We start from the raw sequence: 24,739 nt of genomic DNA, 5'->3' as shown, positions 1-24,739 counted from the left end.
TCTGTCAAAGGCGCGGCGCTCTAATGCGAGGATATTCCAGATGCTTCTGATTTACTGCCCCTACTGCGAGGAAGAGCGCTCCGAGCTCGAGTTCCGCAATGCCGGCGATGCCCACATCGTCCGTCCGACCAATATCGCCGAGATCAGCGACGAAGAATTCGAAGCCTATTTCTTCCTGCGCGACAACCCGAAGGGCGTGATCTTCGAGAGATGGCGGCACATTCACGGCTGCAGCCGCTTCTTCAACGCGGCCCGTGATACGGTCAGCGACCGGTTCCTGACGACCTACAAGGCCGGCGAGCCGAAGCCTGATCTCGATGCGCAGCCGAAGACGGCCGCGACGGTCGAGACCTACGAGGCCCTGGAAGGAGCAGCGCAATGAGCGGCGTCAATCGCATTTCGGGTGCGGGACGCCTGACGCCGGCCCGCACCGCCAGGTTCACCTTCGACGGTCGCACGCTGACGGCGCTCGAGGGCGACACGGTCGCCTCGGCGCTGATCGCCAACGACATCCATCTGGTCGGCCGGTCGTTCAAGTATCACCGTCCGCGCGGCATTCTTTCCGCCGGTGCGGAGGAACCGAATGCGCTGCTCGACGTCTCTCGTGACGCAGCGCGCCGGCAGCCGAACGTGCGCGCCACCGTGCAGGAAGTCTTCGACGGCATGAAGGTCTCTTCGCAGAACCGCTGGCCGTCGCTTGCCTTCGACGTCGGCGGTTTCAACGATCTTCTGTCGCCCTTCTTCGCCGCCGGCTTCTACTACAAGACCTTCATGTGGCCGAAGGCGGCGTGGCACAGCCTCTACGAGCCGTTCATTCGCCGGGCGGCCGGTCTCGGCGTCGCGCCGACCGAGCCCGATCCGGATCACTACGCCAGCCGCTACGTCCATTGCGACGTGCTGGTGGTGGGCGCCGGCGTCGCCGGTCTTGCGGCCGCACTCGCCGCGGCAAAGGCCGGCGCGAAGGTCTTCCTTTGCGACGAACAGCCGGAAGTCGGGGGTGCACTCCACCACGACACCGGAACGGTCGTCGACGGCAAGCCGGGCTATGTCTGGGCGCAGGAGACCGGCAAGGCGTTGGCCGGGATGGACAACGTGACGGTGCTGACCCGCACCACGGCCTTCGGCTACTACAACCATAATTTCGTCGGCCTCGTGGAGCGAGTGACGGACCATCTCGCCGCTGTCGACAAGGCGCTGCCACGCGAGCGGCTCTGGCAGGTGCGCGCCAAGAAGGTCATCCTCGCCAACGGCGCAATCGAGCGCCACATGGTCTTCGCCAACAACGACCGGCCGGGCATCATGCTGGCTTCGGCGGGCCGCACCTATCTCAACCACTTCGGTGTCGCGGTCGGTAAGAAGGTCGGCATCTACACGGCGCATGACTCCGCCTACGAGGCCGCCTTCGACCTCAGGAAGGCCGGCGTCGCGGTTGCGGCGATCGTCGATTGCCGCGAGCAGCCGGGCGAAGCGGTGCTGGAGAAGGCGAGACATCTCGGCATCGAGGTGCTGACGGGCCACTCCGTCGTCAACACGACAGGCAAGCTTCGGATCGCCTCGATTACCGTCGCCCGCAACGGCGGCCGCGGGGCGCGCAAGATCCCTGTCGATGCGTTGCTCGTCTCGGCCGGCTGGACGCCGTCGGTGCACCTCTTCTCGCAGTCGCGCGGCAAGGTGAAGTTCGACGCGGAGACGGAGCGCTTCCTGCCCGGCACCTACGCGCAGGACTGCCTGTCGATCGGCACCTGCAACGGCACCGACGACCTTCAGGCGACCATCGACGAGGCGCTTGCCGCCGGCGAGCTGGCCGCCCGGGCTGCCGGCGCCGAAGGCGGCGAGCAGGTCGCACTTACCGGTCAGAACGCCTTCGAATGGACCGGCGGCATGATCGGCGCGGCCGAAGGGGCGGGACCGGACACGACCGTCAAGGCGTTCATCGATTTCCAGCACGACGTCTGCGCCAAGGACATTCGCCTTGCGGTGCGCGAGGGCATGCATTCGGTGGAGCATATCAAGCGCTTCACCACCAACGGCATGGCCTCCGACCAGGGCAAGCTCTCCAACATGCACGGGCTCGCGATTGCCGCCGAAGCACTCGGCAAGGGCATCCCGGAAGTGGGGCTGACGACCTTCCGCCAACCTTATACGCCGATAACCTTCGGCACGATCGTTAATCACTCGCGCGGCAGCCTGTTCGATCCGGCCCGCAAGACGCCGATGCATGCCTGGGAAGAGGCGCAGGGCGCCGAGTTCGAGGATGTCGGCAACTGGAAACGCGCCTGGTTCTATCCGAAGGCGGGCGAGGACATGCATGAGGCAGTCGCCCGCGAGTGCAAGACGGTCCGCGAAGTGGCCGGCGTCTTCGACGCGTCGACGCTCGGTAAGATCGAGGTGGTCGGCCCGGACGCCGCCCAGTTCCTCAACCTGATGTATACGAATGCCTGGGACAATCTGAAGCCCGGCCGCTGCCGCTACGGCATCATGCTGCGCGACGACGGCTTCGTCTATGACGACGGCGTGGTCGGCCGGCTGGCCGAGGATCGCTTCCATGTGACGACGACGACCGGCGGCGCGCCGCGCGTCCTGCACCACATGGAAGACTATCTGCAGACCGAGTTCCCGCATCTCAAGGTATGGCTGACCTCGACGACGGAGCAATGGGCCGTCATCGCCGTGCAGGGCCCGAAGGCGCGCGAGATCATCGCACCGCTCGTCGAAGGCATCGATCTGTCGAACGAGGCCTTCCCGCATATGAGCGTTGCCGAAGGCCGCATCTGCGGCGTGCCCACCCGGCTGTTCCGCATGTCGTTCACCGGCGAGCTCGGCTTCGAGGTCAACGTGCCGGCCGATTACGGCCAGGCGGTCTGGGAGGCGATCTGGGCCAGGGCCGAACCGATGGGCGCCTGCGCCTACGGCACGGAGACGATGCACGTGCTGCGCGCCGAGAAGGGCTACATCATCGTCGGCCAGGACACCGACGGCACCCTCACGCCGCATGACGCTGCGCTTTCCTGGGCGGTCTCGAAGAAGAAGCCGGATTTCGTCGGCATCCGTGGCCTGAAGCGGCCCGACCTCGTCAAGGACGGCCGCAAGCAGCTCGTCGGCCTCCTCACCAAGGATCCGAAGGTGGTGCTGGAGGAAGGCGCGCAGATCGTCGCCGACCCGAACGAACCGAAACCGATGACCATGCTCGGCCATGTGACGTCGTCCTACTGGTCGTCGAATTGCGGCCGCTCGATTGCGATGGCGGTCGTTGCCGGCGGCCAGGCGCGGCTCGGACAGACGCTCTACGTACCGATGGCCGATCGGACGATCGCCGTCGAGGTGAGCGACATGGTGTTCTTTGACAAGGAAGGAGGTCGCCTCCATGGCTGACCAGGCAGTTCGCAAAACTCCGCTCGCCGGCCTCAGGGGCGGCTCGCACGCGGCGATCCTGACGCCGGCCGCACCCGCCTCGCGTATCTCGCTGCGCGCCGGCCAGGACGCGGTTCCGGCGCTCTCTGCCGCCCTCGGCGTGACGCTTCCGCTCAGGCCGAAGACCTCGGCGTCGAGCGGCAACCGCCATGCGCTCTGGCTTGGTCCGGACGAGTGGCTGGTGATCGACGAGGACGGTGCCGACCTGATGGGCGCCGCCGCATCCAGCGGCGCCCTGCATTCGGCCGTCGACGTCTCGCACCGCAACACGGCGATCATCGTCAGAGGACCGGGTGCGGAAGTGGCGATCAACAGCGGCTGCCCGCAGGACCTGTCGCTCGGCCTTTTCCCGGTCGGCGCCTGCTCGCGCACCGTCTTCGGCAAGGCGGAGATCGTTCTCCTCCGCACCGCGGAGGATACCTTCCGCCTCGAATGCTGGCGGTCGTTCTCACCCTTCGTCTTTGGCCTGCTTTCGGAAGGCGCTGAAGACGCCGCGCATTGAAGCGGCGTACTTTTAAACTGGAAGCGGCGGAGCGATCTGCCGCTTTTTCTTTTGCCGCCTGCTTGACGTTCACCCCTCATCCGCCTGCCGGCACCTTCTCCCCGCAAGCGGGGCGAAGGGTATTGCCGCACCCGCCTAAGTACCCTCTCCCCGTCGTTACGGGAGAGGGTTAGTCCTCGGGTTAAACCCGAGGAGAGGGGCAAATTTCTTTTCGAAGTGCTTTCGGCCGACTTGTGGCGCGAAATGCACCGCGGACGGTCTCGGCCGGCCCGGCCTCAGGCATCCGCCGGCCGGTCGTTCGGGTCGAACTGGATGATCGTCTGCCACACGGCGGTCAGGGCCGGCTTGCGTTCGCCTTCGACCTCCACGGTCGCGTCATAGGTGATCATCAGCATGCCGGCGCCGCGGAAGCGGGCATCGGCCATGGTGAAGCGGCCGCGCACCCGTGCGCCGCTCTTGACGGGCGCCATGAAGCGCACCTTTTCGAAGCCGTAATTGATGCCCATCGTCTGCTCGCGGATCTTCGGCAGGCAATTGTAGTTCATTGCCGAGAGCAGCGAGAGCGACAGGAAACCGTGCGCAATCGTGCCGCCGAAGGGCGTTTCGGCCGCCGCGCGCTCGGGATTCGTGTGGATGAACTGGAAGTCGCCCGTCGCCTCGGCAAAATTGTCGATGGTCTTCTGGGAAACGGTGATCCAGTCGGATACGCCGATCTCTTTGCCGATCAGATCTCTTACCTCGGAAAGTGAAATGTCTTGCGGCATGTGCTTGTCCTGAACCAGCGGCCTCCCTAACGATCTATAGGCCGGCCGGGCAATTTCTAGCAAGTGGCGGTAAAACTTTAGAAAACCTCGACCAGGAAGGTGACCGTACGCGCCGGGGCGCAGGCCGGCAGCGCCACGCCCGTAAGGGCGTCGCGCCATTCGCCGTCGAGGCTCGGGGGCGGCCTGAAGGGGTGCAACGCATGGCTGCGGTTGATGACCACGGCAAGCCGGGTCGATCGCTGCTGTTGCCGATCTCCCGTCGCCAGCACCATGATAAAGTTGTCGGTCGCCGGATGTTCCCAATCCTCGACGGTCATCGGACGGCCGTCGAGCCGCAGCCAGTCGACGTCGCCCTGTCCGGTGAAGAACGACGTGTCGTCGAAGACCCCAAAGCGGCGGCGCATGGCGGAGAGGGCAGCCGTGTGGTCGACGAGTTGCTGGTCGAGCGCCTCCCAGTCGAGCCAGGTCGTCACATTGTCCTGCGCATAGGCATTGTTGTTGCCGTGCTGGCTGCGGCCGCCTTCGTCCCCCGCCGTCAGCATGATCGTTCCGCGCGAGGCGAACAGGCTACCGGCGAGCGCCATCGCATCATTGCGCCGCGCCGCATCCACCTCCGGATCCTCGGTCGCGCCCTCGGCGCCATTGTTCCAGGAGTAATTCTCGTTGTGCCCGTCGCGATTGCCTTCGCCATTCGCCTCGTTGTGTTTGCGCGCATAGGCGACGAGGTCGAAGAGCGTGAAGCCGTCATGGGCGGCGATGAAGTTGACGCTGCGCGTCGTCGTCTCGCCCCAGCGCGAGAAGGTCTCGGAAGAGCCGGCAAGCGCGGTGGCGAGCGTCCCGACGGCGTGCCGATCGCCGCGCCAGTAACGGCGGATATCGTCGCGGGCGCGATCGTTCCATTCGAGAAAGGGGTGCGGGAAATTGCCGAGCTGGTAGCCGCCGGGGCCGGTGTCCCAGGGCTCGGCGATCAGGATGCGGTCGGAAAGCAGCGGATCGACCGCGATCGCGGCGAAGAGGGCTGCGTCGCGGTGAAAGCCGCCCATGTCCCGGCCGAGGATGGAGGCAAGGTCGAAGCGGAAACCATCGACGCCGGCGGCAAGAACGAAATGGCGCAGACTGTCGAGGATCAGCCTTCGGACCATCGGGTGATCGCAGGCGATGGTGTTGCCGCAGCCGGTGTCGTTGATGAGCTCGCCCGGCTCGTCGGTGACATGGCGATAATAGGTGAGATTGTCGAGCCCGCGCATCGAAAGCGTCGTGCCGTAGCGGTCGCTCTCGCCGGAATGGTTGAAGACGAGATCGAGGATGACGCCGATGCCGGCCTTGTGCAGCGCCTCGACGGTCTTGCGCAGTTCCTTGACGCCGCCGGGAACGAGGCGCGGATCGAGCGCCATCGGCGCGATCGGATTGTAGCCCCAGCCATTGTGGAGCCCGAGCGGCGGCAGGTGCCGCTCGTCGATCCAGGCGATGATCGGCATCAGTTCGACGGCGGACACACCGAGGCGGGTGAGGTGCTCGATGACGACCGGCTCGGCGAGGGCAGCCAGCGTGCCGCGTTTCTTCTCCGGAATGCCGGGATGAAGCATGGTGAACGGCTTGACGGCGACCTCGTAGATCAGCCCGCCGGGCTCAAACAGCGGCGGCTTCGGCTTCACGGCCTTGACGTCGGTGACGATCGCCTTCGGCACGAGGTCGGCCGTCTCCTCGCCGAACATCGTCAGCCGTGGATCGTGGCGAAAGGGGCGGTCGAGTTCCACGGCATAGGGGTCGACGAGCAGCTTGGAGGGGTCGAACCACAGTCCGTGGTCGGGCGAGTAGACGCCCTCGGCACGCAGGCCGTAGCGGGTACCGAGCGGCACGCCAGCGAGGATGATGCTATGCACATCGCCGTCGCGCGTCATCGGCAGGCGGCGCAGCTCCTTTTTGCCTTGCTTGTCGAACAGGCAGAGATCGATGCGGGCGGCATTGTGGGACCAGACGGCGAAGCATGTTCCGTCAGTCGTGCGGGTCACGCCGAGGGGTGGGATTCCTGTCGTCGGCATGAAGGCGCTTCCCTTCTTGATTTTACCGTTGAAGTCAGTGCCGCCGTCCACCCCCTCTGGCCTGTCGGCCATCTCCCCCACAAGGGATCGACTCGCGGCGAACACTTCGCCCGGGTCGAACGGCTTGGAATAGGAAGCCTTATCATTGGCACAGGGCGGGCCACATCCGATCTCCCCCCTTGTGGGGGAGATGGCCGGCAGGCCAGAGGGGGGTGAACTGGGGCATCAGCGGAAGATCTGCGTGAGTGCCTCAGGTAATAACGCTCGGCTCCTGGCGGCCGGTGCGCGTCTTGATCTCGGCGATGTTGTCGGCGACGGCGATCAGGTCGGCGAGTGCTGCTTGTGTGTCCAGGTCGTGGCCGGCCGGGTCCGGCTCGAAGCGTTCGATATAGACGCGTAGCGTCGCGCCGGAGGTTCCGGTGCCGGAGAGGCGGAAGACGACCCGCGATCCGCCCTTGAAGAGGATGCGGATGCCCTGGTTGTTGCTCACCGACTTGTCGACCGGGTCGTTGTAGGAGAAATCATCGGCGGTCTCGACGGTGAGTGGGCCGAAGCCCTTGCCCGGCAGCCCGGCGAGCTTGTCCCTGAGCGCGGCGATCAGGCCGTTGGCGGCGTCCGAATCGACTCCCTCGTAGTCGTGGCGCGAATAATAGTTGCGTCCGTAGGTCGACCAGTGCTGGCGAACGATGTCGAGGGCGCTTTCCTGGCGAGCGGCCAGGATGTTGAGCCAGAGCAAAACGGCCCAGAGCCCGTCCTTCTCGCGCACGTGGTTGGATCCGGTGCCGGCGCTTTCCTCGCCGCAGATCGTCGCCAGGCCCTCGTCGAGCAGGTTGCCGAAGAACTTCCAGCCGGTCGGCGTCTCGTAGAGACCGATGCCGAGCTTCTCGGCGACGCGGTCGGCGGCCCCGCTCGTCGGCATGGAACGGGCGATGCCGGCCAGCCCCTTGGCGTAGCCGGGCGCCAGATGCGCATTGGCGGCAAGGATCGCCAGGCTGTCGGAGGGCGTGACAAAGATGCCCTTGCCGATGATCAGGTTGCGGTCGCCGTCGCCGTCGGAGGCGGCGCCGAAATCGGGCGCGTCGGGCGCCATCATCGTCTCGTAGAGCGCGCGGGCATGGACGAGGTTGGGATCCGGATGATGGCCGCCGAAATCCGGCAGCGGTATGAAGTTCATCACCGAACCCTTCGGCGCGCCGAGCCGTTTCTCGATGATCTCCTTGGCATAGGGTCCGGTGACGGCGCTCATCGCATCGAAGACGACGCGGAAGCCTCCGGAAATCAGCTTGCGGATCGCCGCAAAGTCGAACAGGCTCTCCATCAGCTCGGCATAGTCGGCGACCGGATCGATCACCGTCACCGTCATGGTCTCGACCTGGTGCGATCCCTCGGCGTCCAGATTGACGTCGGCGACGTCGGCGATCTTGTAGCTGTCGATCACCCTGGTGCGGTCGAAGATCGCATCCGTCACCTTTTCCGGGGCGGGACCGCCATTGCCGACATTGTACTTGATGCCGAAATCCTCGGTCGGACCGCCGGGGTTGTGGCTTGCCGACAGCACGATGCCGCCGAACGCCTTGTATTTGCGGATGACATTGGAGGCAGCCGGCGTCGACAGAATACCGCCGCGGCCGACGAGCACGCGGCCGAAACCGTTCGCCGCCGCCATCTTGATCGCCTTCTGGATGACCTCGCGGTTGTAGTAGCGGCCGTCGCCGCCGATCACCAGCGTCTCGCCTTGGAAGCCTTCGAGCGAATCGAAAATCGCCTGGATGAAGTTCTCGGCATAGTTCTTCTGCTGGAAGACCGGGACCTTCTTCCTGAGGCCCGACGTGCCGGGCTTCTGGTCGCCATAGGGGTTGGTGGAGACGGTTTTTATCATCTGTCTTAGCCTTTCGCGAGAAGACCGGAATAGAGCGACGCGTAGCGTTCCGCGCTCTTGGCCCATGAAACGTCGGACTTCATGCCCTGGTTCTGCAGACGCGCCCAGACCTTCGGTTCGCCGTATGCACGCATGGCGCGCCGGATCGCAAGGCGCAAGCCGTCGGCGGTGACCGGGTGGAACTGGAAGCCGGTCGCCACCCTGGCCGACAGCGCCGCCTCGTTGGCGTCGATGACCGTATCGGTCAGGCCGCCGGTCCGGGCAACGATCGGTATGCAGCCGTAGCGCAGGCCGTAGAGCTGCGTCAGGCCGCAGGGCTCGAAGCGCGAGGGAATGAGGATCGCGTCGGAACCCGCCTGCATGAGATGCGACAGCGGCTCGTCGTAGCCGGTCACCATGCCGATGCGGCCGCGGTGACGCGAGGCGGCCGCCATCAGCGCCCCCTCGAGCGCACTGTCGCCGGAACCGAGCACGATAAGCTTGCCGCCGAGCGCCACGATATCGTCGGCCACTTCGGCCAGCAGGTCCATGCCTTTTTGCCAGGTGAGCCGGCTGATGACGCAAAAGATCGGACCGCGGCTGTCGTCCAGGGCAAAACGGTCTTCCAGAGCCTTGCGGTTGGCGGCTCGCTGCTTGATCGCGGTCGGACCGTAGTGTCGGGCGATGTGCGGATCGGTCTCGGGATTCCACGTATCGACATCGATGCCGTTGACGATCCCGGTAAGGTCCATGGCGCGGCTTGCCAGAAGCCCTTCCATCCCCATCCCGAATTCCGGCGTCAGGATCTCATGCGCATAGGAAGGGCTGACCGTGGTGATCGCCGTCGCCATCTGCAGGCCGCCTTTGAGGAACCCGACATCGCCGTAATATTCGACGAACGGCATAGAGAAGGCCTCGGGCGGCAGGGCGAGCTCGGGAAAGACCGAAGCGCCGAATTGGCCCTGGAAGGCGATGTTGTGGATCGTCAGCACCGTCGGCATGTTCCGCGCCGAGCCGAAGCGCATATAAACCGGCGTCAGCGCCGCCTGCCAGTCGTGGACGTGGACGATATCCGGCTTCCAGCCAGGCACGACATCGTCGCCGGCGATCTCGGCGGCCGCGAGCGACAAGGCGGCGAAGCGGCGGAAATTGTCCGGATAGTCACGCCCGGTCGGATCGAGATAGGGTCCGCCGTCGCGGTCGTAGAGTGCCGGTTGATCGAGTACGAGCAGGTCCAGCCCGTCGAATTCGGCCGCAAGAACGGTCGCAGGATGGCCGAACAGATTGGCGATGCGGCCGGCCGCCTTTGGCTTCTTGAGCTTGTGGAGCACGGCCGGGTAGCCGGGCAGCAGGGTGCGGGTGCGGATGCCGTGGGGAAGAAGCGCCGCTGGAAGCGCGCCGGCGACATCGGCGAGCCCCCCGGTCTTGACCAGCGGGTAGACCTCGGACGCAACGGACAGAATGTTCATATGCGGCAGACCTACATTCCCAACTTGTCGATCATCGTTTGCGTAATCAGGCAGACGCCGTTCTCGGAGCGGCGGAAGCGCTTGGCGTCGAGCTCCGGATCGTCGCCGACCACCAGCCCCTCCGGGATCACGACCCGGCTATCGATGACGACATTGCGCAGAATCGAGTGCCGCCCGATCGTCACGTCGGGGAGAACTACGGCATTTTCGAGTCGGGAGTATGAATTGACCCGGACGCCGGTGAACAGGAGACTCTTGTTCAGCGCCGCGCCGGAGATGATGCAATCGCCCGAGACGAGTGAGGAGGTCGCCGAGCCGCGGCGGTCCTCGTCGTCGTGGACGAATTTTGCCGGCGGCTTGATTTCGGAGAAGGTCCAGATCGGCCAGGTGCTGTCATAGATGTCAAGCTCCGGCGTGATATGGGTGAGGTCGATATTGGCCTGCCAGTAAGCGTCGATCGTGCCGACGTCGCGCCAATAGGCCTCGCGTTCGAAATCCGAGCGGACGCAGGAGTGGGTGAAGCGGTGGGCGACCGCCTTACCGTGCTCGACGATATAGGGGATGATGTCCTTGCCGAAGTCGCGGCTGGACTTCGGATCGGCGGCATCGCGGCGCAGCATGTCCATCAGGAACTTGGTGTGGAAGACGTAGATGCCCATCGAGGCCAGCGCCATCTCCGGGTTGCCGGGGATGCCGGGCGGATCGGCGGGCTTCTCGACGAAGGCGATGATGCGGTCCTCGTTGTCGACATGCATGACGCCGAAGCCCGTTGCCTCCATGCGCGGCACTTCCAGGCAGCCGATCGTCACGTCGGCTCCGGAATCGACGTGCTGCTGCAGCATCAGCTCGTAGTCCATCTTGTAGATGTGGTCGCCGGCGAGGATCACCATGTACTCGACGCCGTGATCCTCGATGATGTCGATGTTCTGGAAAACCGCATCGGCGGTGCCTTCATACCATTGCGTCTCCGAGACGCGCTGGCTGGCCGGCAGGATGTCGAAGCTCTCGTTGCGTTCGGGGCGGAAGAAGTTCCAGCCGCGCTGCAGGTGCCGGATCAGCGAATGGGCCTTGTACTGGGTCGCAACGCCGATGCGGCGGATACCGGAATTGAGCGCATTGGAAAGCGCGAAGTCGATGATGCGCGCCTTGCCGCCGAAATAGACGGCCGGCTTGGCGCGCCGGTCGGTCAGTTCCTTCAGTCGGCTGCCGCGGCCGCCGGCGAGAACATAGGCCATGGCATCACGGGCCAGAGGTTGCGTACGTTTTTCCACCATTTGTCCTCCCCAAGATCAGTTCTTCGAGGACCGCCCGGCGGCATTCTGCGACGCCTCGCGGGCCCCATGATTTCTTCCTGCCCGTCCGCCGGCTGTGCCGGCCGGAACTGCTCGTCAATCCTGCTCCAGCATCAGCGTCGCCAGCGGCGGCAGCGTGACGGTGGCCATCGTCCTTCCGTTCGATTTCTTTTCCGCTTGCACGGCGCCGCCGTTGCCCTTGCCGCTTCCTCCGTAGATCTCCGCATCGGTGTTGAGGATTTCCTTCCAGCGTCCCGCCACCGGCAGCGGCACGTCGTAGCCCTCCCGGTAGACGGGCGTGTAGTTGGTGACGACCGCGACCAGCTTCTCGCCCGGCGCCTTTCTCAGCCATGCGAAGACCGAATTGTCCCGGTCGTCGGCAATCAGCCACTCGAAGCCCTCGCCCTCGCAGTCGCGCGCGTGCAGCGCCGGCTTCGAGCGGTAGGTGCCGTTCAAGTCGCGGACCAGCCGCCGCATGCCTTCGTGAAGGTTGTACTCAAGCAGGTTCCAGTCGAGCTGGCGCTCTTCCGACCATTCGCGCCACTGGGCGAACTCCTGCCCCATGAACAGCAGCTTCTTGCCCGGATAGCCCCACATGAAGGCGTAGTAGGCCCTGAGGTTGGCGAACTTCTGCCAATCGTCGCCGGCCATCTTGGCGATCAGCGATCCCTTGCCGTGCACGACCTCGTCATGCGACAGCGGCAGGACGAAATTCTCGCTGAAGGCGTAGAGCAGCCCGAAGGTCATGTCGTTGTGGTGGAACTTGCGGTGCACCGGCTCGCGCGACAGATATTGCAGCGTGTCGTGCATGAAGCCCATGTTCCATTTGAAGCCGAAGCCGAGCCCGCCGGTATGAACCGGATGCGAGACCTTCGGCCAGGAGGTCGACTCCTCGGCGATCGTCAGGACGCCCTGATGGATGCCGTAGAGGCGGCTGTTCATCGTCTGCAGGAAGCGGACCGCCTCGAGATTTTCATTGCCGCCATATTCGTTCGGCACCCATTCGCCGTGCTGGCGCGAATAGTCGAGATAGAGCATCGACGCGACCGCATCGACGCGCAGGCCGTCGACATGGAACTTCTCGGCCCAATAGAGGGCGTTGTTGACGAGATAGGCGGCGACCTCCTCACGGCCGAAATTGTAGATCGCCGTGTTCCAATCGGGATGGAAGCCCTGGCGCGGATCCTCATGCTCGTAGAGCGCCGTGCCGTCGAACCAGCGAAGCCCATGCTCGTCGGTCGGAAAATGCGCCGGTACCCAGTCGAGAATGACGCCGATGCCGGCCTTGTGGCAGCCGTTGACGAAGCGGGCAAAGCCCTCCGGTTCGCCGAAGCGCGCCGTCGGCGCATAAAGACCGGTGGTCTGGTAACCCCAGGACGGGTCGTAGGGAAATTCGGAGATCGGCAGGAATTCGATATGGGTGAAGCCCATGTCGACGCAATAGGGGATCAGCCGTTCCGCCAGTTCGTCCCAGGAGAGCATGTCGCCGTTGTCGCGGCGCTGCCACGAGCTGGCATGGACCTCGTAGATGGAAATCGGCTGGCGGCGCGGATCGACCTCATCCCAGTGCCGCCGGTGTGCCTCGTCCTCCCACACCTGGACGATTTCTCCCGTCGTTACCGATGCGGTGTCGGGGCGCAATTCCGAGCGACGGGCGAAGGGATCGGCCTTCAGCGGCAGCAGGGTGCCGTCCTTGCCGAGGATCTCGTATTTATAGGGGGAGCCGATCGGCACGCCGGGAACGAAGATCTCCCAGATGCCGGTGTCGGCGCGTCGCCGCATGACATGGCGGCGCCCGTCCCAGTCGTTGAAGCCGCCGACGACGGAGACGCGCCGCGCGTTCGGCGCCCAGACGGCGAAATGAAAGCCTTCGGCACCGTCATGGGCGATCGGGTGGGCCCCTAGCTTGTCGAAGAGCCGGAGATGTGAGCCTTCGCGGATGTAGTAGTCGTCCATCGGCCCAAGGACGGGACCGAAACTGTAGGGATCGACCACGATCCATTCGCCGCCCGCGTTGCGGGCCCGGTAGCGGACCGGCTGCGTCTTGCGAAGCGAGACGGGGCCTTCGAAAAACCCCGCGTCGTGGCGCCGCTCCAGGGCTCCGACCTCGTCGCCGGACAGGGTCTCCGCGACCACCGTTGCAGCGCCGGGGATGAAGCAGCGCGCGACATAGCTCTTGCCGCATGCATGCACACCGAGAACGGCAAACGGATCGCTATGGGTGCCGGAAAGTATTGCCTCGATTTCCTGCGCCGGCAGAAAGCCTGATGCAGCGGGCGTTTCGTCCTTGCCGGGCGGTGATGTCATCCGGCTCTCCAGATTTCACCGGCATACTGACGGATCGTGCGGTCGGATGAAAACCAGCCCATCCGCGCCGTGTTGCGGATCGTCTTCGAATACCAGTCGGACGGGGTGGTCCAGAGTTTGTCAACCTCGCGCTGCGCCTTGGCGTAGGCTTCGAAATCGGCGGCGACCATGAACCAGTCATGGTTGTAGAGGCCGTCGACTAGGCCCGCGAAGCGGTTGCGATCATCCGGCGAGAAGACGCCGGAGGCGATCGCCTGAAGCGCCTGCGACAGCTCGCGCGAGCCCTCGATGACGGCCCGCGGATTGTGCCCCTCGGCCCGTGCCTTGGCCACCTCCTCGGCGGTCATGCCGAAGATCTTGATGTTTTCCTCGCCGACCCAGTCGCGCATCTCGACATTGGCGCCGTCGAGCGTGCCGATGGTCAGCGCGCCGTTGAGGCCGAACTTCATATTGCCGGTGCCGGACGCCTCCATGCCGGCCGTCGAGATCTGCTCGGAGAGGTCGGCGGCTGGAACCATTACCTCGGCCAGCGAGACGTTGTAGTTGGGAACGAAGACGATCTTCAGGAGACCGCGCACCGCCGGGTCGTTGTTGATCACCTTCGCGACGTCATTGGCGAGCTTGATGATCAGCTTGGCGTGGTGGTAGCTCGGCGCCGCCTTGCCGGCGAAGAGCTTGACGCGCGGCACCCAGTCGAGTTCCGGATGCGAGCGGATCTGGTCGTAGAGCGCCACCGCCTCGATGATGTTCAGCAATTGACGCTTGTATTCGTGGATACGCTTGATCTGGATGTCGAACATCGCCGACGGATCGAGCCTGATGCCGAGGCTCGCCTGGACAAGCTTTGCCAGCTTCACCTTGTTGGCGCGCTTGACGGCAGCGAACTGTTCCTGGAAGTCCGCCTTGTCGGCAAAGGCGTCGAGCGCCTGCAGCGCCTCGGTATTGTCCATGAACTCGTCGCCGATCGCGTCCCGGATGAGGCCGAACAGGCCGGGATTGCACTGCATCAGCCAGCGGCGCGGCGTGATGCCGTTGGTCTTGTTGTTGATGCGGTCCGGATAGAGCTTGTGCAGATTGGCAAACACCGTTTCCTTCATCAGGTCGGTGTGCAGCGTCGAAACGCCGTTGATCGAATGGGAGCCGACAAAGGCGAGATTGCCCATGCGCACCCGCCGTTCGCCCGTTTCGTCGATCAGCGAGATGGAGCGGATCTCCTCGTCGACCGCATGCTTCTGCCGGCGCGCCTCGATGAGGACCTTCGCATTGATCGCATAGACGATCTGCATGTGGCGGGGCAACAGCCGCTCGAACAGCGGCACCGGCCAGCTTTCGAGCGCTTCCGGCAGCAGCGTGTGGTTGGTATAGGCGAAGGTCCGCCGGGTGATGTCCCAGGCCTCTTCGAAACCAAGGCCATGGATGTCGGTGAGCAGGCGCACCAGTTCAGCGACGGACACCGCCGGGTGCGTATCGTTGAGCTGGATGGCGACCGCATCCGGCAGCGACGTGAAGTCCGGATATTGCTGCAGGTGCCGGCGCAGGATGTCCTGCAGCGAGGCGGACGAGAAGAAGTATTCCTGTCGGAGGCGCAGTTCCTGGCCGGCCGGCGTGGCGTCGGCCGGATAAAGCACGCGCGTCAGCGACTCCGCCTTGTTGCTCTCGCGCAGCGCACCGATGTGGTCGCCGGCGTTGAAGGCGTCGAGCAGGATCGGATCGATCGGCTGCGCAGCCCACAGCCGCAGCGTGTTGACGCGCTTTGCCCGCCAGCCGACCGCCGGCGTGTCGAAGGCGGTGGCGATCACCCGCTCCGCCGGCTTCCAGACGTAGCGCTGGACTTCCTCGTCGATATTGACCGTCTCGACGCTGCCGCCGAAGCCGATCTCGTAGGAGCTCTCCCGCCGCTCGAATTCCCACGGATTGCCGTGGGCCAGCCAGGTCTCGGGCAGTTCGACCTGCCAGCCGTCGGCCATCTGCTGGCGGAACAGGCCGTGCATGTAACGGATGCCGTAGCCATAGGCGGGAACGTCGACGGTCGCCATCGACTCCATGAAACAGGCGGCAAGGCGCCCAAGGCCGCCATTGCCGAGGGCGGCGTCCGGCTCGAGCTGCGCGACCACGTCGATATCGACGCCCAGCGAGGCAAGTGCATCACGCATCTCGTCCATCAGGCCGATATTCGTCATGGCGTCGCGCATCAGCCGGCCGATGAGGAATTCGAGCGAAAGGTAGTAGACCCGCTTCGCCCCGGTCGCATAGGTCTTGCGCGTCGAGTCCATCCACTTGTCGGTGATCCGGTCGCGAGCGACAAGAATGGCGGCGGTCAGCCAGTCGTGCGGCTTTGCGACCTTCGGATCCTTGCCGATGCGGTACTTGAGGCGCTCGAGAATCTCGACGGCAAGCTGGCCCGGTTCGGAGGATCTCAGTGCCGGCTGCGGCAGTTCGTTGGTGGAGAGCCGATTCATCATGAGAACTGTCAAACCCTTGTTGCATTTCAGGAAACCGTAAGCCGAACCGGCCGGGACAGGCATTTATGCATCGATCCGAAGCGCTTGCAACAGGTGTTTTTAAATGGATTAGATCATTCCGACGCCGGGCGCGGATGCAGTTAGGCTTCTATTTCAATAGTTTCGCAGAAAGAAAAATGCCGTCCGGCAAAGACCGAACGGCATGGCAAAATGATTGGACGGCGACAATTCCGGCCCGACAGCCCCAATATCCCGGGCTGCGGTTGTGCGCCGGCTATTTGGTCAGGCGGGAAACCACTGCCGCGGCGCGTTCGCCAATGGCCTTGAAGGCCGCGACAAGGTCTGTCACTTCCTCGGCCTCGAAATAATGCGAGCTGGAGGAGGCGCAGTATTTCAGCAACGCCTGGCCACGCTCCGGTGCCATGAACGCTACGCTATAGATCTCGACCTTGTTGGCCTTGGCGGTGTCGCACCATTGCTTCGTGACCGTGTCGTCATTGGCGTAGTTGTTCTCGCCATCGGTCATGAAGACCATGTACTTCGACGGAACCTGGCCGTTCTTGGCGGCGTGGGCCGTGTTTTCCGTCGCCGCGATGACCTTCTGGTAGGCGGTCTTGAAGGCGCCGGCCGATGCCGTGCCGCCGGTTGCGACGAGCGCATTGACATAGGCCGCGGCGCCGCTCGTACCCCAGGCGAGCGTTCCAGCGGTGTCCTGAACGGAATTATAGGAGATCGCGGCGGTACGGACATAGATCTGATCCGGATCGGCGACCAGCAATTGCGCCAGCAGGTCCGTGACGGCAGTCTTCAGAGCGTCGATTTTGGTGACGTAGCAGGGACTGCTCGCCCAAAGATTGGGGTATCTGCTCCAGTTGGACTCCGTGTAGTTGGGGCAGCTCTTTTTTGCCGCGTTGATCGTGTTCGTCTTCCACGCCATCGAGCCGGATCGGTCGAGGACCAGGTACATCGACAGCGCGTTCTTGCTCTCGGTTGCGCTTTCCGCCGTGGAGCTGGCTTCGAGTTCGATCGAGTCCGTGCCGAGCAGCCGCGTCATGGCGTTGAACTCGGTGACGCGCTTGTTGATGACGGTGACCTGGAAGATCTTTCCTTTCGTACCGTTGGGGGTCTCGGTGATGTTCACCTCGAGCGTGTTGACGTCGTCCCAATCAGGTGTCGACGAAGCAGCGCCGGAGGAGGCTCCCTCTCCGCTGTCGGCCGGAGCATCGGGCGTCGTGGTGCCGCCGGCCTGGGTCTTCAGGAATTTGCGGGCGATCTCCTTGGCTGCAGCGATATCCGGCTGTTCGTCGGAAACAAGCGCGGACGCCGCCGCAAGGGCGGCCGCGTCGGTCGCATCCTGGAGCTGGTTCTTCGTCATCAGCATGTTGGCCATGTCGATCGAAACGCCGCCTGCTGCGAGAAGCAGCGGCGCCGCGACTGCCGTCATCATTCCAAAATTGCCGCCCCGGTCCTTGAGCATCGTGATGAAGGACCGGCCGATCATGGACCGTCTTCTCATGTGTACGCACCCCCGCACGTTGTAGATTTTCATCCATGACACTAGTGGTGATGCGTTACGGTCCCGTTGAGACGATCGTTGCAATCTTAACGAAACGGCCGGAAAGCCCATGTCTTCTGGGGGCATTCCGCAGGGCGGAATTGTGCGAAAATGGTGCGAATCGTTCCGTTTCGGGTCATTCCACGGGAATGACGTCGACGGCCTGTTCGGTAGTGTGGCTGCCGTAGCTTTTCAGCACACCGATGACCGGCGCCACGTCGCCATAGTCACGGCCATGGCCGACGACGATATGATCGGTGCCGGCCGGAATATTGTTGGTCGGGTCGAGCTCCATCCAGCCACCGGTCGTGCCGCACCAGAAGCGGACCCAGGCATGCATGGCGTCGGCACCTTCAAGCCGCTCTTTGCCGGGCGGCGGCAGGGTCCTGAGGAAGCCGCTGACATAGCCGGCGGGGATACCCAGGCTGCGCAGCGCCACGATCATCACATGGGTGAAATCCTGGCAGACGCCGCGCTTCAGCTTGAAGGCCTCGGCGGGCGTCGTGGTCACGGTGGTCGCTTCGGTATCGTAGGCGAAATCGCGGTGAATGCGCTCGCAGACGGCGATGCCGATCTGACGCACCGTCATGTCCTCCCCGGCGATCTCGCGCGCATAGGCGGCGATTTCCCCAGCCTCCGGCAGCAGCGGACTCGGGCCGATGAAATGATGCGGCGAGTCGGCATCGATCGACCAGCAGGCGGCCAGTTGCGAGGGCAGGCTAGCCAGCGGCGGCGACAGATCGGCGGTGAGCGGCGTCGCTTCAGCCTGCACGCGCGCCTGCATGCGAATGACCAGGTTCTCGTGAGCGGAGCGGAACAGGATGGAGGTGGTGGCGTTGGCGAAGAAATCGACGCTCTCCGACCGTTCGCCGGGCGTCGGCTGGCACGTGACGGCGCCGGCGATGAGGCGCTGTCGGCCGGGGATCGACGCGGGCAACACGCGCACGAGATGGCGACCGCCGCTCACCGGAACCTCGTAACCGTAGGTGATCTTCAAATTGATGTCATAGAGCATGGGAAGGGCTGCCGTTCACTGGTTCACCTCCGGTGCAGGGACAAGTCCCCTCCCCAACCCTCCCACAAGGGACCCACAAGGGGGAGGGGCTTAGCCACCGCTGCGATCGGCTGCCACTTCCGCCTCGGCGTCCAGCGCAAAGGTCGACATGGAGGCGGAGGCGGTGCGGCCGCGATAGCCCCTCCCCCTTGTGGGGAGGGGTTGGGGAGAGGTTACAGACGTGCACGCCTGCGCTGCTGTGTCGCCTCATGTTCACTCTAGCCGAGATAGGTTTGCGCAATCAGGTCCGAAAGTCTTTCAAGGTCCTGCTCGAGCCGCTTGTAGACGGCTTCGCTCATTGCCTCCGGCGTCATCACCGCGAGGCCGGAGTGAAGCCGCATCGTCTCCCGGTAGAAAGGCGACATCTGGCCGTTGACGAAGGCGTTCGGCAGCAGCTCGACCTCCGTCTTGATCTCGTTCAACTGAAAAAGCACGGAACGCGGGTTGAGCGGATCGAGCGCCAAAAGGTCGGTAACCGTCAAGGCGGCGGTGTTGACGTTGTAGCGGCGGCGATGGGTCATGACGCTGTCGCCGATCTCGAGCAGCATGTCATAGGCGCCGTCCGGAGCCTCCGGCCCGGACATATGGCCGAGCAGCCTCGTCATGTGCAGGCCGCGCTCGAGATAGCGGCCGATCGACAGGAACCGCCAGCCGGTAAAGCGATACATGTTCTCGTGGACGAGACCGGCAAAACCGGCAAGCTTGCGCAGCAGAATGGTCATCGCATGGGTCGCGTCGTCGCCGGCCTGCACGGTCGCATGGAACTTTCGCGCCGTTTTCGACAGGTCGTTCAGGGCGAGCCAGCCGTCGGGGGAGAACCGGTCGCGGATGTTGCCGGCGCTGAAGAGCGCGCTGTCGATGTTGGCGAGCAGGCTCACCGGTACCGGCTGACGGGTGCTGATGTCGAGCGCGGCAAGGTAGCTGGTGACGTCCTTCAGGAGCGGCATGCTCGGATCGGCCGCTTCGGCAAAGCGCGCATGCCAGGCGCGCAGGATACGAAGCGCGCCCTCCGCCCTCTCGATATAGCGGCCGAGCCAGAAGAGATTGTCGGCCGCGCGGCTCGGCAGGCTGCCCGGAAGATTGCGGGTGAAGCTCTCCTCGGCCGGGAGCAGGGTGGTGCGTTCGACCGGCTTGTCGCTGACGATCCAGACATCGGCGGCGGTGCCACCCGCCTGCATGGCGATCGCCGCCACGTCGTCGCCGGAGCCGATCCGGGCAAAACCGCCCGGCATGATCTGCCAGCCGTCGCGGCTGCGCGCCGCAAAGACACGCAAGCTCATCGGCCGCGGCGTCAGCCGTCCGCGCACCCAGGCCGGCGTCGTCGACAGCGTCACGACCTCCTGTCCGACGAGCTTGCCGCCATCTGTCGCCAACCACTCGCCGACCGATGTCTTGGCGGTGTCGCGCAGCGAGGCGCCGAGCACCGATTGGCCGTTGTCGTCGAAGAAGGGCCGCGTCGAATAGGCCGGGCCGATCACCATGCCCTCGATGTTGTTCGCGACCTGCTGGCGCTCCGATTCCTGGCCGCACCACCAGGTGGCGATCGACGGCAGCTTCTGCTCTTCGCCAAGCAAATGGCGACACAACGTCGGCATGAAGGCGAGGAAGGCGCGCGTTTCGAGAATGCCGGAACCGATCGCATTGACGATCGAGACGGAGCCGGCCCTCAGCGCTTCAACGAGTCCGGGCGTGCCGATATGGGAGGATTGATCGAGTTCGAGCGGATCGGCGAAGGAGGCGTCGAGCCGACGCCAGAGCACGCCGATCGGCTTCAGGCCGGCGACGGTGCGCACCATCACCCGGCCGCCGACGACCGTCAGGTCCTCGCCTTCGAGCAGCATGAAGCCGAGATAGCGGGCGATGTAGGCATGCTCGAAATAGGTTTCGTTGGCGATGCCGGGCGAGAGGACGGCGATGCGGTCGTCCGGATGCAGCTTTTGCGCCTGAAGGGTGTCGCGGAACGCCCCGAAGAAGCTTGCCAGGCGGTGGACATGGGTTTCGGCGTAGAGGTTGGAAAAGGCGCGTGTCGTCGCGACGCGGTTTTCAAGTGCAAAGCCTGCGCCGGACGGTGCCTCGGTCCGGTCGGAAAGAACCCACCAATTGCCGTCCGGGCCTCGCCCGATCTCGAAGGTACAGAAGTGCAGGAAATGTCCGCCAGCCGGCTCGACGCCGACCAGCGGGCGCAGGAACTGCGGATTGGATGCGACGAGCGCCGGCGGCAGCAGGCCTTCGCGGACGAGGCGGTTCTCGCCGTAAATATCCGCGACCACCCTTTCGAGGAGCTCGGCCCGCTGGATCAACCCCTCGGAAACGGCGGCCCATTCGGCTTCGTCGATCAGCACCGGTATGTGCGAGAGCGGCCAGCTTCGTTCGGTGTTTTCCTTGCCGTAGGCCCGATAGAAGACGCCGGCGTCGCGCAGATAACGGTCGGCACGGGCGAAGCGGTTGGCGAGCTCCGTTTCGTCCATCCGGCCGAGCGCGGCAAGCAGCCGCTGCCATACCGGCCGGACGTTGCCCTGGGGGTCGAGCATCTCGTCGGCGACGCCCGGCAGGGCGCGATAGCCGAATGCCGGGTCGCCCTCGAACCGCCCCTTGCCTGTTGCCTCTGCCGCCTGCTTCTTCGCCATTTACACTCCTGCCGGACGCCTCAAGTCGAGCGTCAGGGGAAACTCCGCCGATGGGGTCTCGGGTCGCAGCCGATAGATGCCCGTCGTGTGGCCCCAGGGTTCGAAGCGCGCCAGCCTGCGTGCCTCCGCCTCGTTGCCGTTGACCGGGAACGTCTCGTAGTTACGCCCGCCTGGATGCGCGACATGGTAGACGCAGCCGCCGATCGCCCGATTCGACCATGTATCATAAACGTCGAATGTAAGGGGAGTGTTCACCGGCAAAACGGGGTGCAAGCCGGTTGCCGGCTGCCAGGCCTTGTAGCGCACGCCGGCGACGGCGACGCCGTTCGTCCCGGTTTTCGAAAGCGGCACCGGCCGGCCGTTGCAAGTCACGACGTAGCGATCGGGATTGCCGGTCTCGAGCTTCACCTGAAGCCGCTCCACCGATGAATCGACGTAGCGCACCGTGCCGCCGATCGCGCCCTGCTCGCCCATCACGTGCCAAGGCTCGAGTGCCTGGCGGATTTCGAGCTTCGCTTCCTCGTATTCCACCTCGCCGCAGAAGGGGAAGCGGAATTCGAGCTGTGCCGCGAACCATTCCGGCCGGAAATCGAAGCCGTGCGCTCTCAGATCGGCGAGAACGTCGAGGAAATCCTGCCAGACATGGTGCGGCAGCATGAAGCGGTCGTGGAGCGCCGTGCCCCAGCGCACGAAGCCGCCTTCGACCGGGTTCTTCCAGAAACGGGCGATCAGGGCACGGACCAGCAATTGCTGGGCAAGCGACATGCGTGCATTGGGCGGCATCTCGAAGCCGCGGAACTCGATCAGGCCGAGCCGGCCGGTCGGACCGTCGGGCGAAAAGAGCTTGTCGATGCAGATCTCCGCGCGGTGCGTATTGCCGGTGACGTCGACGAGCAGGTTGCGGAACAGCCGGTCGACGAGCCACGGCAGCGGCGGCAGCCGGCCCGTGTCCGGTGCGGGCACCTGGGCGAGGGCGATTTCCAGTTCATAAAGCGAATCGTGGCGTGCCTCGTCGATGCGCGGCGCCTGGCTGGTGGGTCCGATGAACAGGCCGGAAAAGAGGTAGGAGAGCGAGGGGTGGCGCTGCCAGTGCAGGACGATGCTCTTCAGAAGATCCGGCCGGCGCAGAAAGGGACTGTCATTGGGGCTGCGGCCGCCGACCACCACGTGGTTGCCGCCGCCGGTTCCGGTGTGTCGGCCGTCGATCATGAACTTGTCGGCGCCGAGCCGGCTCTCGCGCGCCTCCTCGTAGATCGCCGTTGTGATGTCGACGCATTCCCCCCAGCTCGAAGCCGGGTGGATATTGACCTCGATCACGCCCGGGTCGGGCGCCACCCGGATGACGTTGATGCGCTCGTCCTGGGGCGGCGCATAGCCTTCGATATGGACGGTCAGACCAAGCGCTGCCGCGGCCCGCTCGGTCGAGGCGATCAGGTCCAGATATTCCTCGATGTCCGTCGTCGGCGGCATGAAGACGCTGAGCCGGCCGTCGCGCGGCTCGACGGTGATCGCGGTGCGCACCGAGCCGCCGATCTCGTCGCGCGAAGCGGGCAGCGGGGTTTGCGGCTCCTCGGAGGGTTGGAAGCGCGACTGCTGGGCGCGCCCCTTCTCTTCGGTGAAGTTCGGCAGGTCTGCGCGCGGAACGGTCGGGTCGACGGGATTGATATAGGGATAAGCGGAGGGGGAGATATAGGGCAGGGAACCGAGCGGCAGGCGGTAGCCGACCGGACTGTCGCCGGGCACCAGAAAGATGCGGCCGCGCCGGGTCTTCCATTTCTCGCTCGTCCATTTGCGGCCCGATGCCTTGGAATTCCAAGCCTGGACCGGCAGCACGTAGCCCGTCGGCGTCGTCAGGCCGCGCTCGAAAACGCGGGCGAGGCGGCTGCGCTCCTCCGGGTCCTTGAGCTTCGAGTTGGACGGATCGACATTGTCCGGCAGGTTCGCCTCCTTGACGATCCATTCGGCCGGATCCTCATAGGCCGGAACGACCATCTCGACGGCGACGTCGAGTTCGCCGGCGATGGCGACCAGCAGGCGTTCGGCTTCGCGCTCGGTCACATCGTTCTTGCCGCGTTCCTCGGCAATCAGTTCCGGCCGCTGCCAGATCGGCAGGCCATCGCGGCGCCAATAGAGCGAGAAGGTCCAGCGCGGCAGGCTCTCGCCCGGATACCACTTGCCCTGCCCGTAGTGCAGGAAGCCGCCCGGCGCGAAGCGCTCGCGCAGGCGGCGAATGAGCGCGTCGGCCTTTTCACGCTTGGTCGGGCCGACGGCGGCGGTGTTCCATTCGTCGGATTCGAAGTCGTCGATCGACACGAAGGTCGGCTCGCCGCCCATGGTGAGCCGCACGTCGTTCTCTACCAGAACCCGGTCGACCTCGCTGCCGAGCGCGTTGAGCGCCTCCCAGCTTTCGTCGGAGAACGGCTTGGTGATGCGCGGATGCTCGGCGACGCGCGCGACCTTCATGTCGAAGGCAAACTCCGACTGCGTGTCCGGATCCCCGAAGAAGCCGCCGGAGATCGGTGCGGCGTTGCGATAGTGCGGGGTGGCGGCCAGCGGAATGTGGCTTTCGCCGGTCAGGAGGCCGGAGGTCGGATCGAGCCCGACCCAGCCGGCACCCGGGAGATAGACCTCGGCCCAGGCATGCAGGTCGGTGAAGTCGTACTCGGTGCCGGAGGGGCCGTCGAGCGCCTTCAGATCCGGCGTCAGCTGGATGAGATAGCCGGAGACGAAGCGGGCGGCAAAGCCGAGATTGCGGAGGATCTGCACCAGCAGCCAGCTCGAATCGCGGCAGGAGCCCCTGGCGAGACCGAGCGTTTCCTCCGGCAACTGGACGCCCGGCTCCATGCGGATGACATAGCCGATCTCCTTCTGCAGCCGCGCATTGAGGCCGACCACCATGTCGATGGTGCGCTGACGGAAGCGATCGACGCCTGAAAGGAACGCCGAAAGCCTTTCGCCGGCCGGCTCCGGCGTCATGTAGATCTTCAGGTCCTCGCTGAGCTCGTCGGGATAGCGGAACGGCCAGTGCTCGGCTTCCTCTTCGACGAAAAAGTCGAAGGGATTGTAGACCGTCATGTCGGCGACGAGATCGACTTCGATCTTCAGCTCCGTCACCGGGTCGGGAAAGACATAACGGGCGAGATAATTGCCGTAAGGGTCCTGCTGCAGATTGACGAAATGGTTCTCCGGCGAGACTTTCAGCGAGTGGCTGATGACCTTGGTCTTCGAATGCGCGGCCGGCTTCAACCTGATGATCTGCGGTGAGAGCCTTACCGGCCGGTCATACTTGTAGTGGGTCAGGTGATAGATACTGGCCTTGATCGACATGCAGCGTTTTTTCCCCTCGATGGCGGGTCCGTCGCCCGTCATTCGATGGGACTTTGTGCAATGCGAAGG

14 protein-coding genes are annotated in these 24,739 nt (G+C 64.6%); 3 read left to right on the top strand and 11 right to left on the bottom strand.

Annotation, left to right across the window (positions count from 1 at the left end; all coding sequences use genetic code 11):
• Nucleotides 1–40: 40 nt before the first annotated feature.
• From NGR_RS25660 to soxG, 3 genes are read left to right on the top strand one after another with little or no spacing between them, the layout of a single operon-like run.
• On the top strand, nt 41–382 hold the full coding sequence (locus NGR_RS25660) for a sarcosine oxidase subunit delta (protein WP_012709402.1): 342 nt from the start codon (nt 41–43) through the stop codon (nt 380–382).
• Nucleotides 379–3,372: a sarcosine oxidase subunit alpha gene (locus tag NGR_RS25655; RefSeq protein WP_012709401.1), complete on the top strand. Its 2,994-nt coding sequence runs from the start codon at nt 379–381 to the stop codon at nt 3,370–3,372. The genes NGR_RS25660 and NGR_RS25655 overlap by 4 nt, the downstream gene beginning before the upstream one ends.
• A complete protein-coding gene (soxG, locus tag NGR_RS25650) occupies nt 3,365–3,913 on the top strand; it encodes a sarcosine oxidase subunit gamma family protein (RefSeq protein WP_012709400.1) in 549 nt (182 codons plus the stop codon). Before NGR_RS25655 ends, soxG begins: the two co-directional genes overlap by 8 nt.
• Nucleotides 3,914–4,188: 275 nt before the next feature.
• Here the strand turns inward: soxG and NGR_RS25645 are convergent, their stop codons facing one another.
• The 11 genes from NGR_RS25645 to NGR_RS25595 all read right to left on the bottom strand — a co-directional run bounded on the left by NGR_RS25645 (nt 4,189) and on the right by NGR_RS25595 (nt 24,670).
• On the bottom strand, nt 4,189–4,677 hold the full coding sequence (locus NGR_RS25645) for a MaoC family dehydratase (RefSeq protein WP_012709399.1): 489 nt from the start codon (nt 4,675–4,677) through the stop codon (nt 4,189–4,191).
• A 77-nt stretch (nt 4,678–4,754) separates the two neighbouring features.
• Nucleotides 4,755–6,719, bottom strand: coding sequence for a glycogen debranching protein GlgX (gene glgX, locus NGR_RS25640; protein WP_012709398.1), 1,965 nt, complete (start codon nt 6,717–6,719; stop codon nt 4,755–4,757).
• Nucleotides 6,720–6,969: 250 nt separating this feature from the next.
• The gene (locus NGR_RS25635; RefSeq protein ID WP_164924490.1) at nt 6,970–8,598 is read right to left on the bottom strand and encodes an alpha-D-glucose phosphate-specific phosphoglucomutase; all 1,629 of its coding nucleotides are present in this window, start codon (nt 8,596–8,598) and stop codon (nt 6,970–6,972) included.
• Nucleotides 8,599–8,603: 5 nt separating this feature from the next.
• Complete coding sequence (glgA, locus tag NGR_RS25630; protein WP_012709396.1) at nt 8,604–10,046, bottom strand: glycogen synthase GlgA; 1,443 nt, start codon at nt 10,044–10,046, stop codon at nt 8,604–8,606.
• An 11-nt stretch (nt 10,047–10,057) separates the two neighbouring features.
• Nucleotides 10,058–11,320 (bottom strand): glucose-1-phosphate adenylyltransferase, encoded by a 1,263-nt coding sequence (gene glgC / locus NGR_RS25625; RefSeq protein ID WP_012709395.1) that lies wholly within the window; start codon nt 11,318–11,320, stop codon nt 10,058–10,060.
• A gap of 114 nt (nt 11,321–11,434) precedes the next feature.
• Entirely contained in the window at nt 11,435–13,645 is a 2,211-nt protein-coding gene (gene glgB / locus NGR_RS25620) for a 1,4-alpha-glucan branching protein GlgB (protein ID WP_012709394.1), read from the bottom strand.
• Complete coding sequence (locus NGR_RS25615; protein WP_012709393.1) at nt 13,642–16,107, bottom strand: glycogen/starch/alpha-glucan phosphorylase; 2,466 nt, start codon at nt 16,105–16,107, stop codon at nt 13,642–13,644. The genes glgB and NGR_RS25615 overlap by 4 nt, the downstream gene beginning before the upstream one ends.
• A 274-nt stretch (nt 16,108–16,381) precedes the next feature.
• A complete protein-coding gene (locus tag NGR_RS25610; RefSeq protein WP_012709392.1) occupies nt 16,382–17,623 on the bottom strand; it encodes a vWA domain-containing protein in 1,242 nt (413 codons plus the stop codon).
• Nucleotides 17,624–17,798: 175 nt separating this feature from the next.
• On the bottom strand, nt 17,799–18,677 hold the full coding sequence (locus NGR_RS25605; protein ID WP_012709391.1) for a transglutaminase family protein: 879 nt from the start codon (nt 18,675–18,677) through the stop codon (nt 17,799–17,801).
• A 257-nt stretch (nt 18,678–18,934) separates the two neighbouring features.
• Nucleotides 18,935–21,343 carry a circularly permuted type 2 ATP-grasp protein gene (locus tag NGR_RS25600; protein ID WP_012709390.1) on the bottom strand — a complete coding sequence of 803 codons (2,409 nt, stop codon included), beginning with the start codon at nt 21,341–21,343 and terminating at the stop codon, nt 18,935–18,937.
• Nucleotides 21,344–24,670 carry a DUF2126 domain-containing protein gene (locus NGR_RS25595; RefSeq protein WP_012709389.1) on the bottom strand — a complete coding sequence of 1,109 codons (3,327 nt, stop codon included), beginning with the start codon at nt 24,668–24,670 and terminating at the stop codon, nt 21,344–21,346. It lies immediately after the preceding gene.
• Nucleotides 24,671–24,739: the final 69 nt, after the last annotated feature.

The sequence above is a fragment of the Sinorhizobium fredii NGR234 genome (assembly GCF_000018545.1).
GTDB classification, from domain to species: domain Bacteria; phylum Pseudomonadota; class Alphaproteobacteria; order Rhizobiales; family Rhizobiaceae; genus Sinorhizobium; species Sinorhizobium fredii_A.
The sequence above is the reverse complement of the archived record's forward strand: the minus strand, read 5'-3'. Positions and strand labels throughout refer to the sequence as shown.

Bases quoted from the DNA above. Each gene is read 5' to 3' on its own strand.
- NGR_RS25660 (WP_012709402.1), top strand. From the start codon at position 41: ATGCTTCTGATTTACTGCCCCTACTGCGAGGAAGAGCGCTCCGAGCTC.
- NGR_RS25655 (WP_012709401.1), top strand. From the start codon at position 379: ATGAGCGGCGTCAATCGCATTTCGGGTGCGGGACGCCTGACGCCGGCC.
- soxG (WP_012709400.1), top strand. From the start codon at position 3,365: ATGGCTGACCAGGCAGTTCGCAAAACTCCGCTCGCCGGCCTCAGGGGC.
- NGR_RS25645 (WP_012709399.1), bottom strand. From the start codon at position 4,677: ATGCCGCAAGACATTTCACTTTCCGAGGTAAGAGATCTGATCGGCAAA.
- glgX (WP_012709398.1), bottom strand. From the start codon at position 6,719: ATGCCGACGACAGGAATCCCACCCCTCGGCGTGACCCGCACGACTGAC.
- NGR_RS25635 (WP_164924490.1), bottom strand. From the start codon at position 8,598: ATGATAAAAACCGTCTCCACCAACCCCTATGGCGACCAGAAGCCCGGC.
- glgA (WP_012709396.1), bottom strand. From the start codon at position 10,046: ATGAACATTCTGTCCGTTGCGTCCGAGGTCTACCCGCTGGTCAAGACC.
- glgC (WP_012709395.1), bottom strand. From the start codon at position 11,320: ATGGTGGAAAAACGTACGCAACCTCTGGCCCGTGATGCCATGGCCTAT.
- glgB (WP_012709394.1), bottom strand. From the start codon at position 13,645: ATGACATCACCGCCCGGCAAGGACGAAACGCCCGCTGCATCAGGCTTT.
- NGR_RS25615 (WP_012709393.1), bottom strand. From the start codon at position 16,107: ATGATGAATCGGCTCTCCACCAACGAACTGCCGCAGCCGGCACTGAGA.
- NGR_RS25610 (WP_012709392.1), bottom strand. From the start codon at position 17,623: ATGAGAAGACGGTCCATGATCGGCCGGTCCTTCATCACGATGCTCAAG.
- NGR_RS25605 (WP_012709391.1), bottom strand. From the start codon at position 18,677: ATGCTCTATGACATCAATTTGAAGATCACCTACGGTTACGAGGTTCCG.
- NGR_RS25600 (WP_012709390.1), bottom strand. From the start codon at position 21,343: ATGGCGAAGAAGCAGGCGGCAGAGGCAACAGGCAAGGGGCGGTTCGAG.
- NGR_RS25595 (WP_012709389.1), bottom strand. From the start codon at position 24,670: ATGTCGATCAAGGCCAGTATCTATCACCTGACCCACTACAAGTATGAC.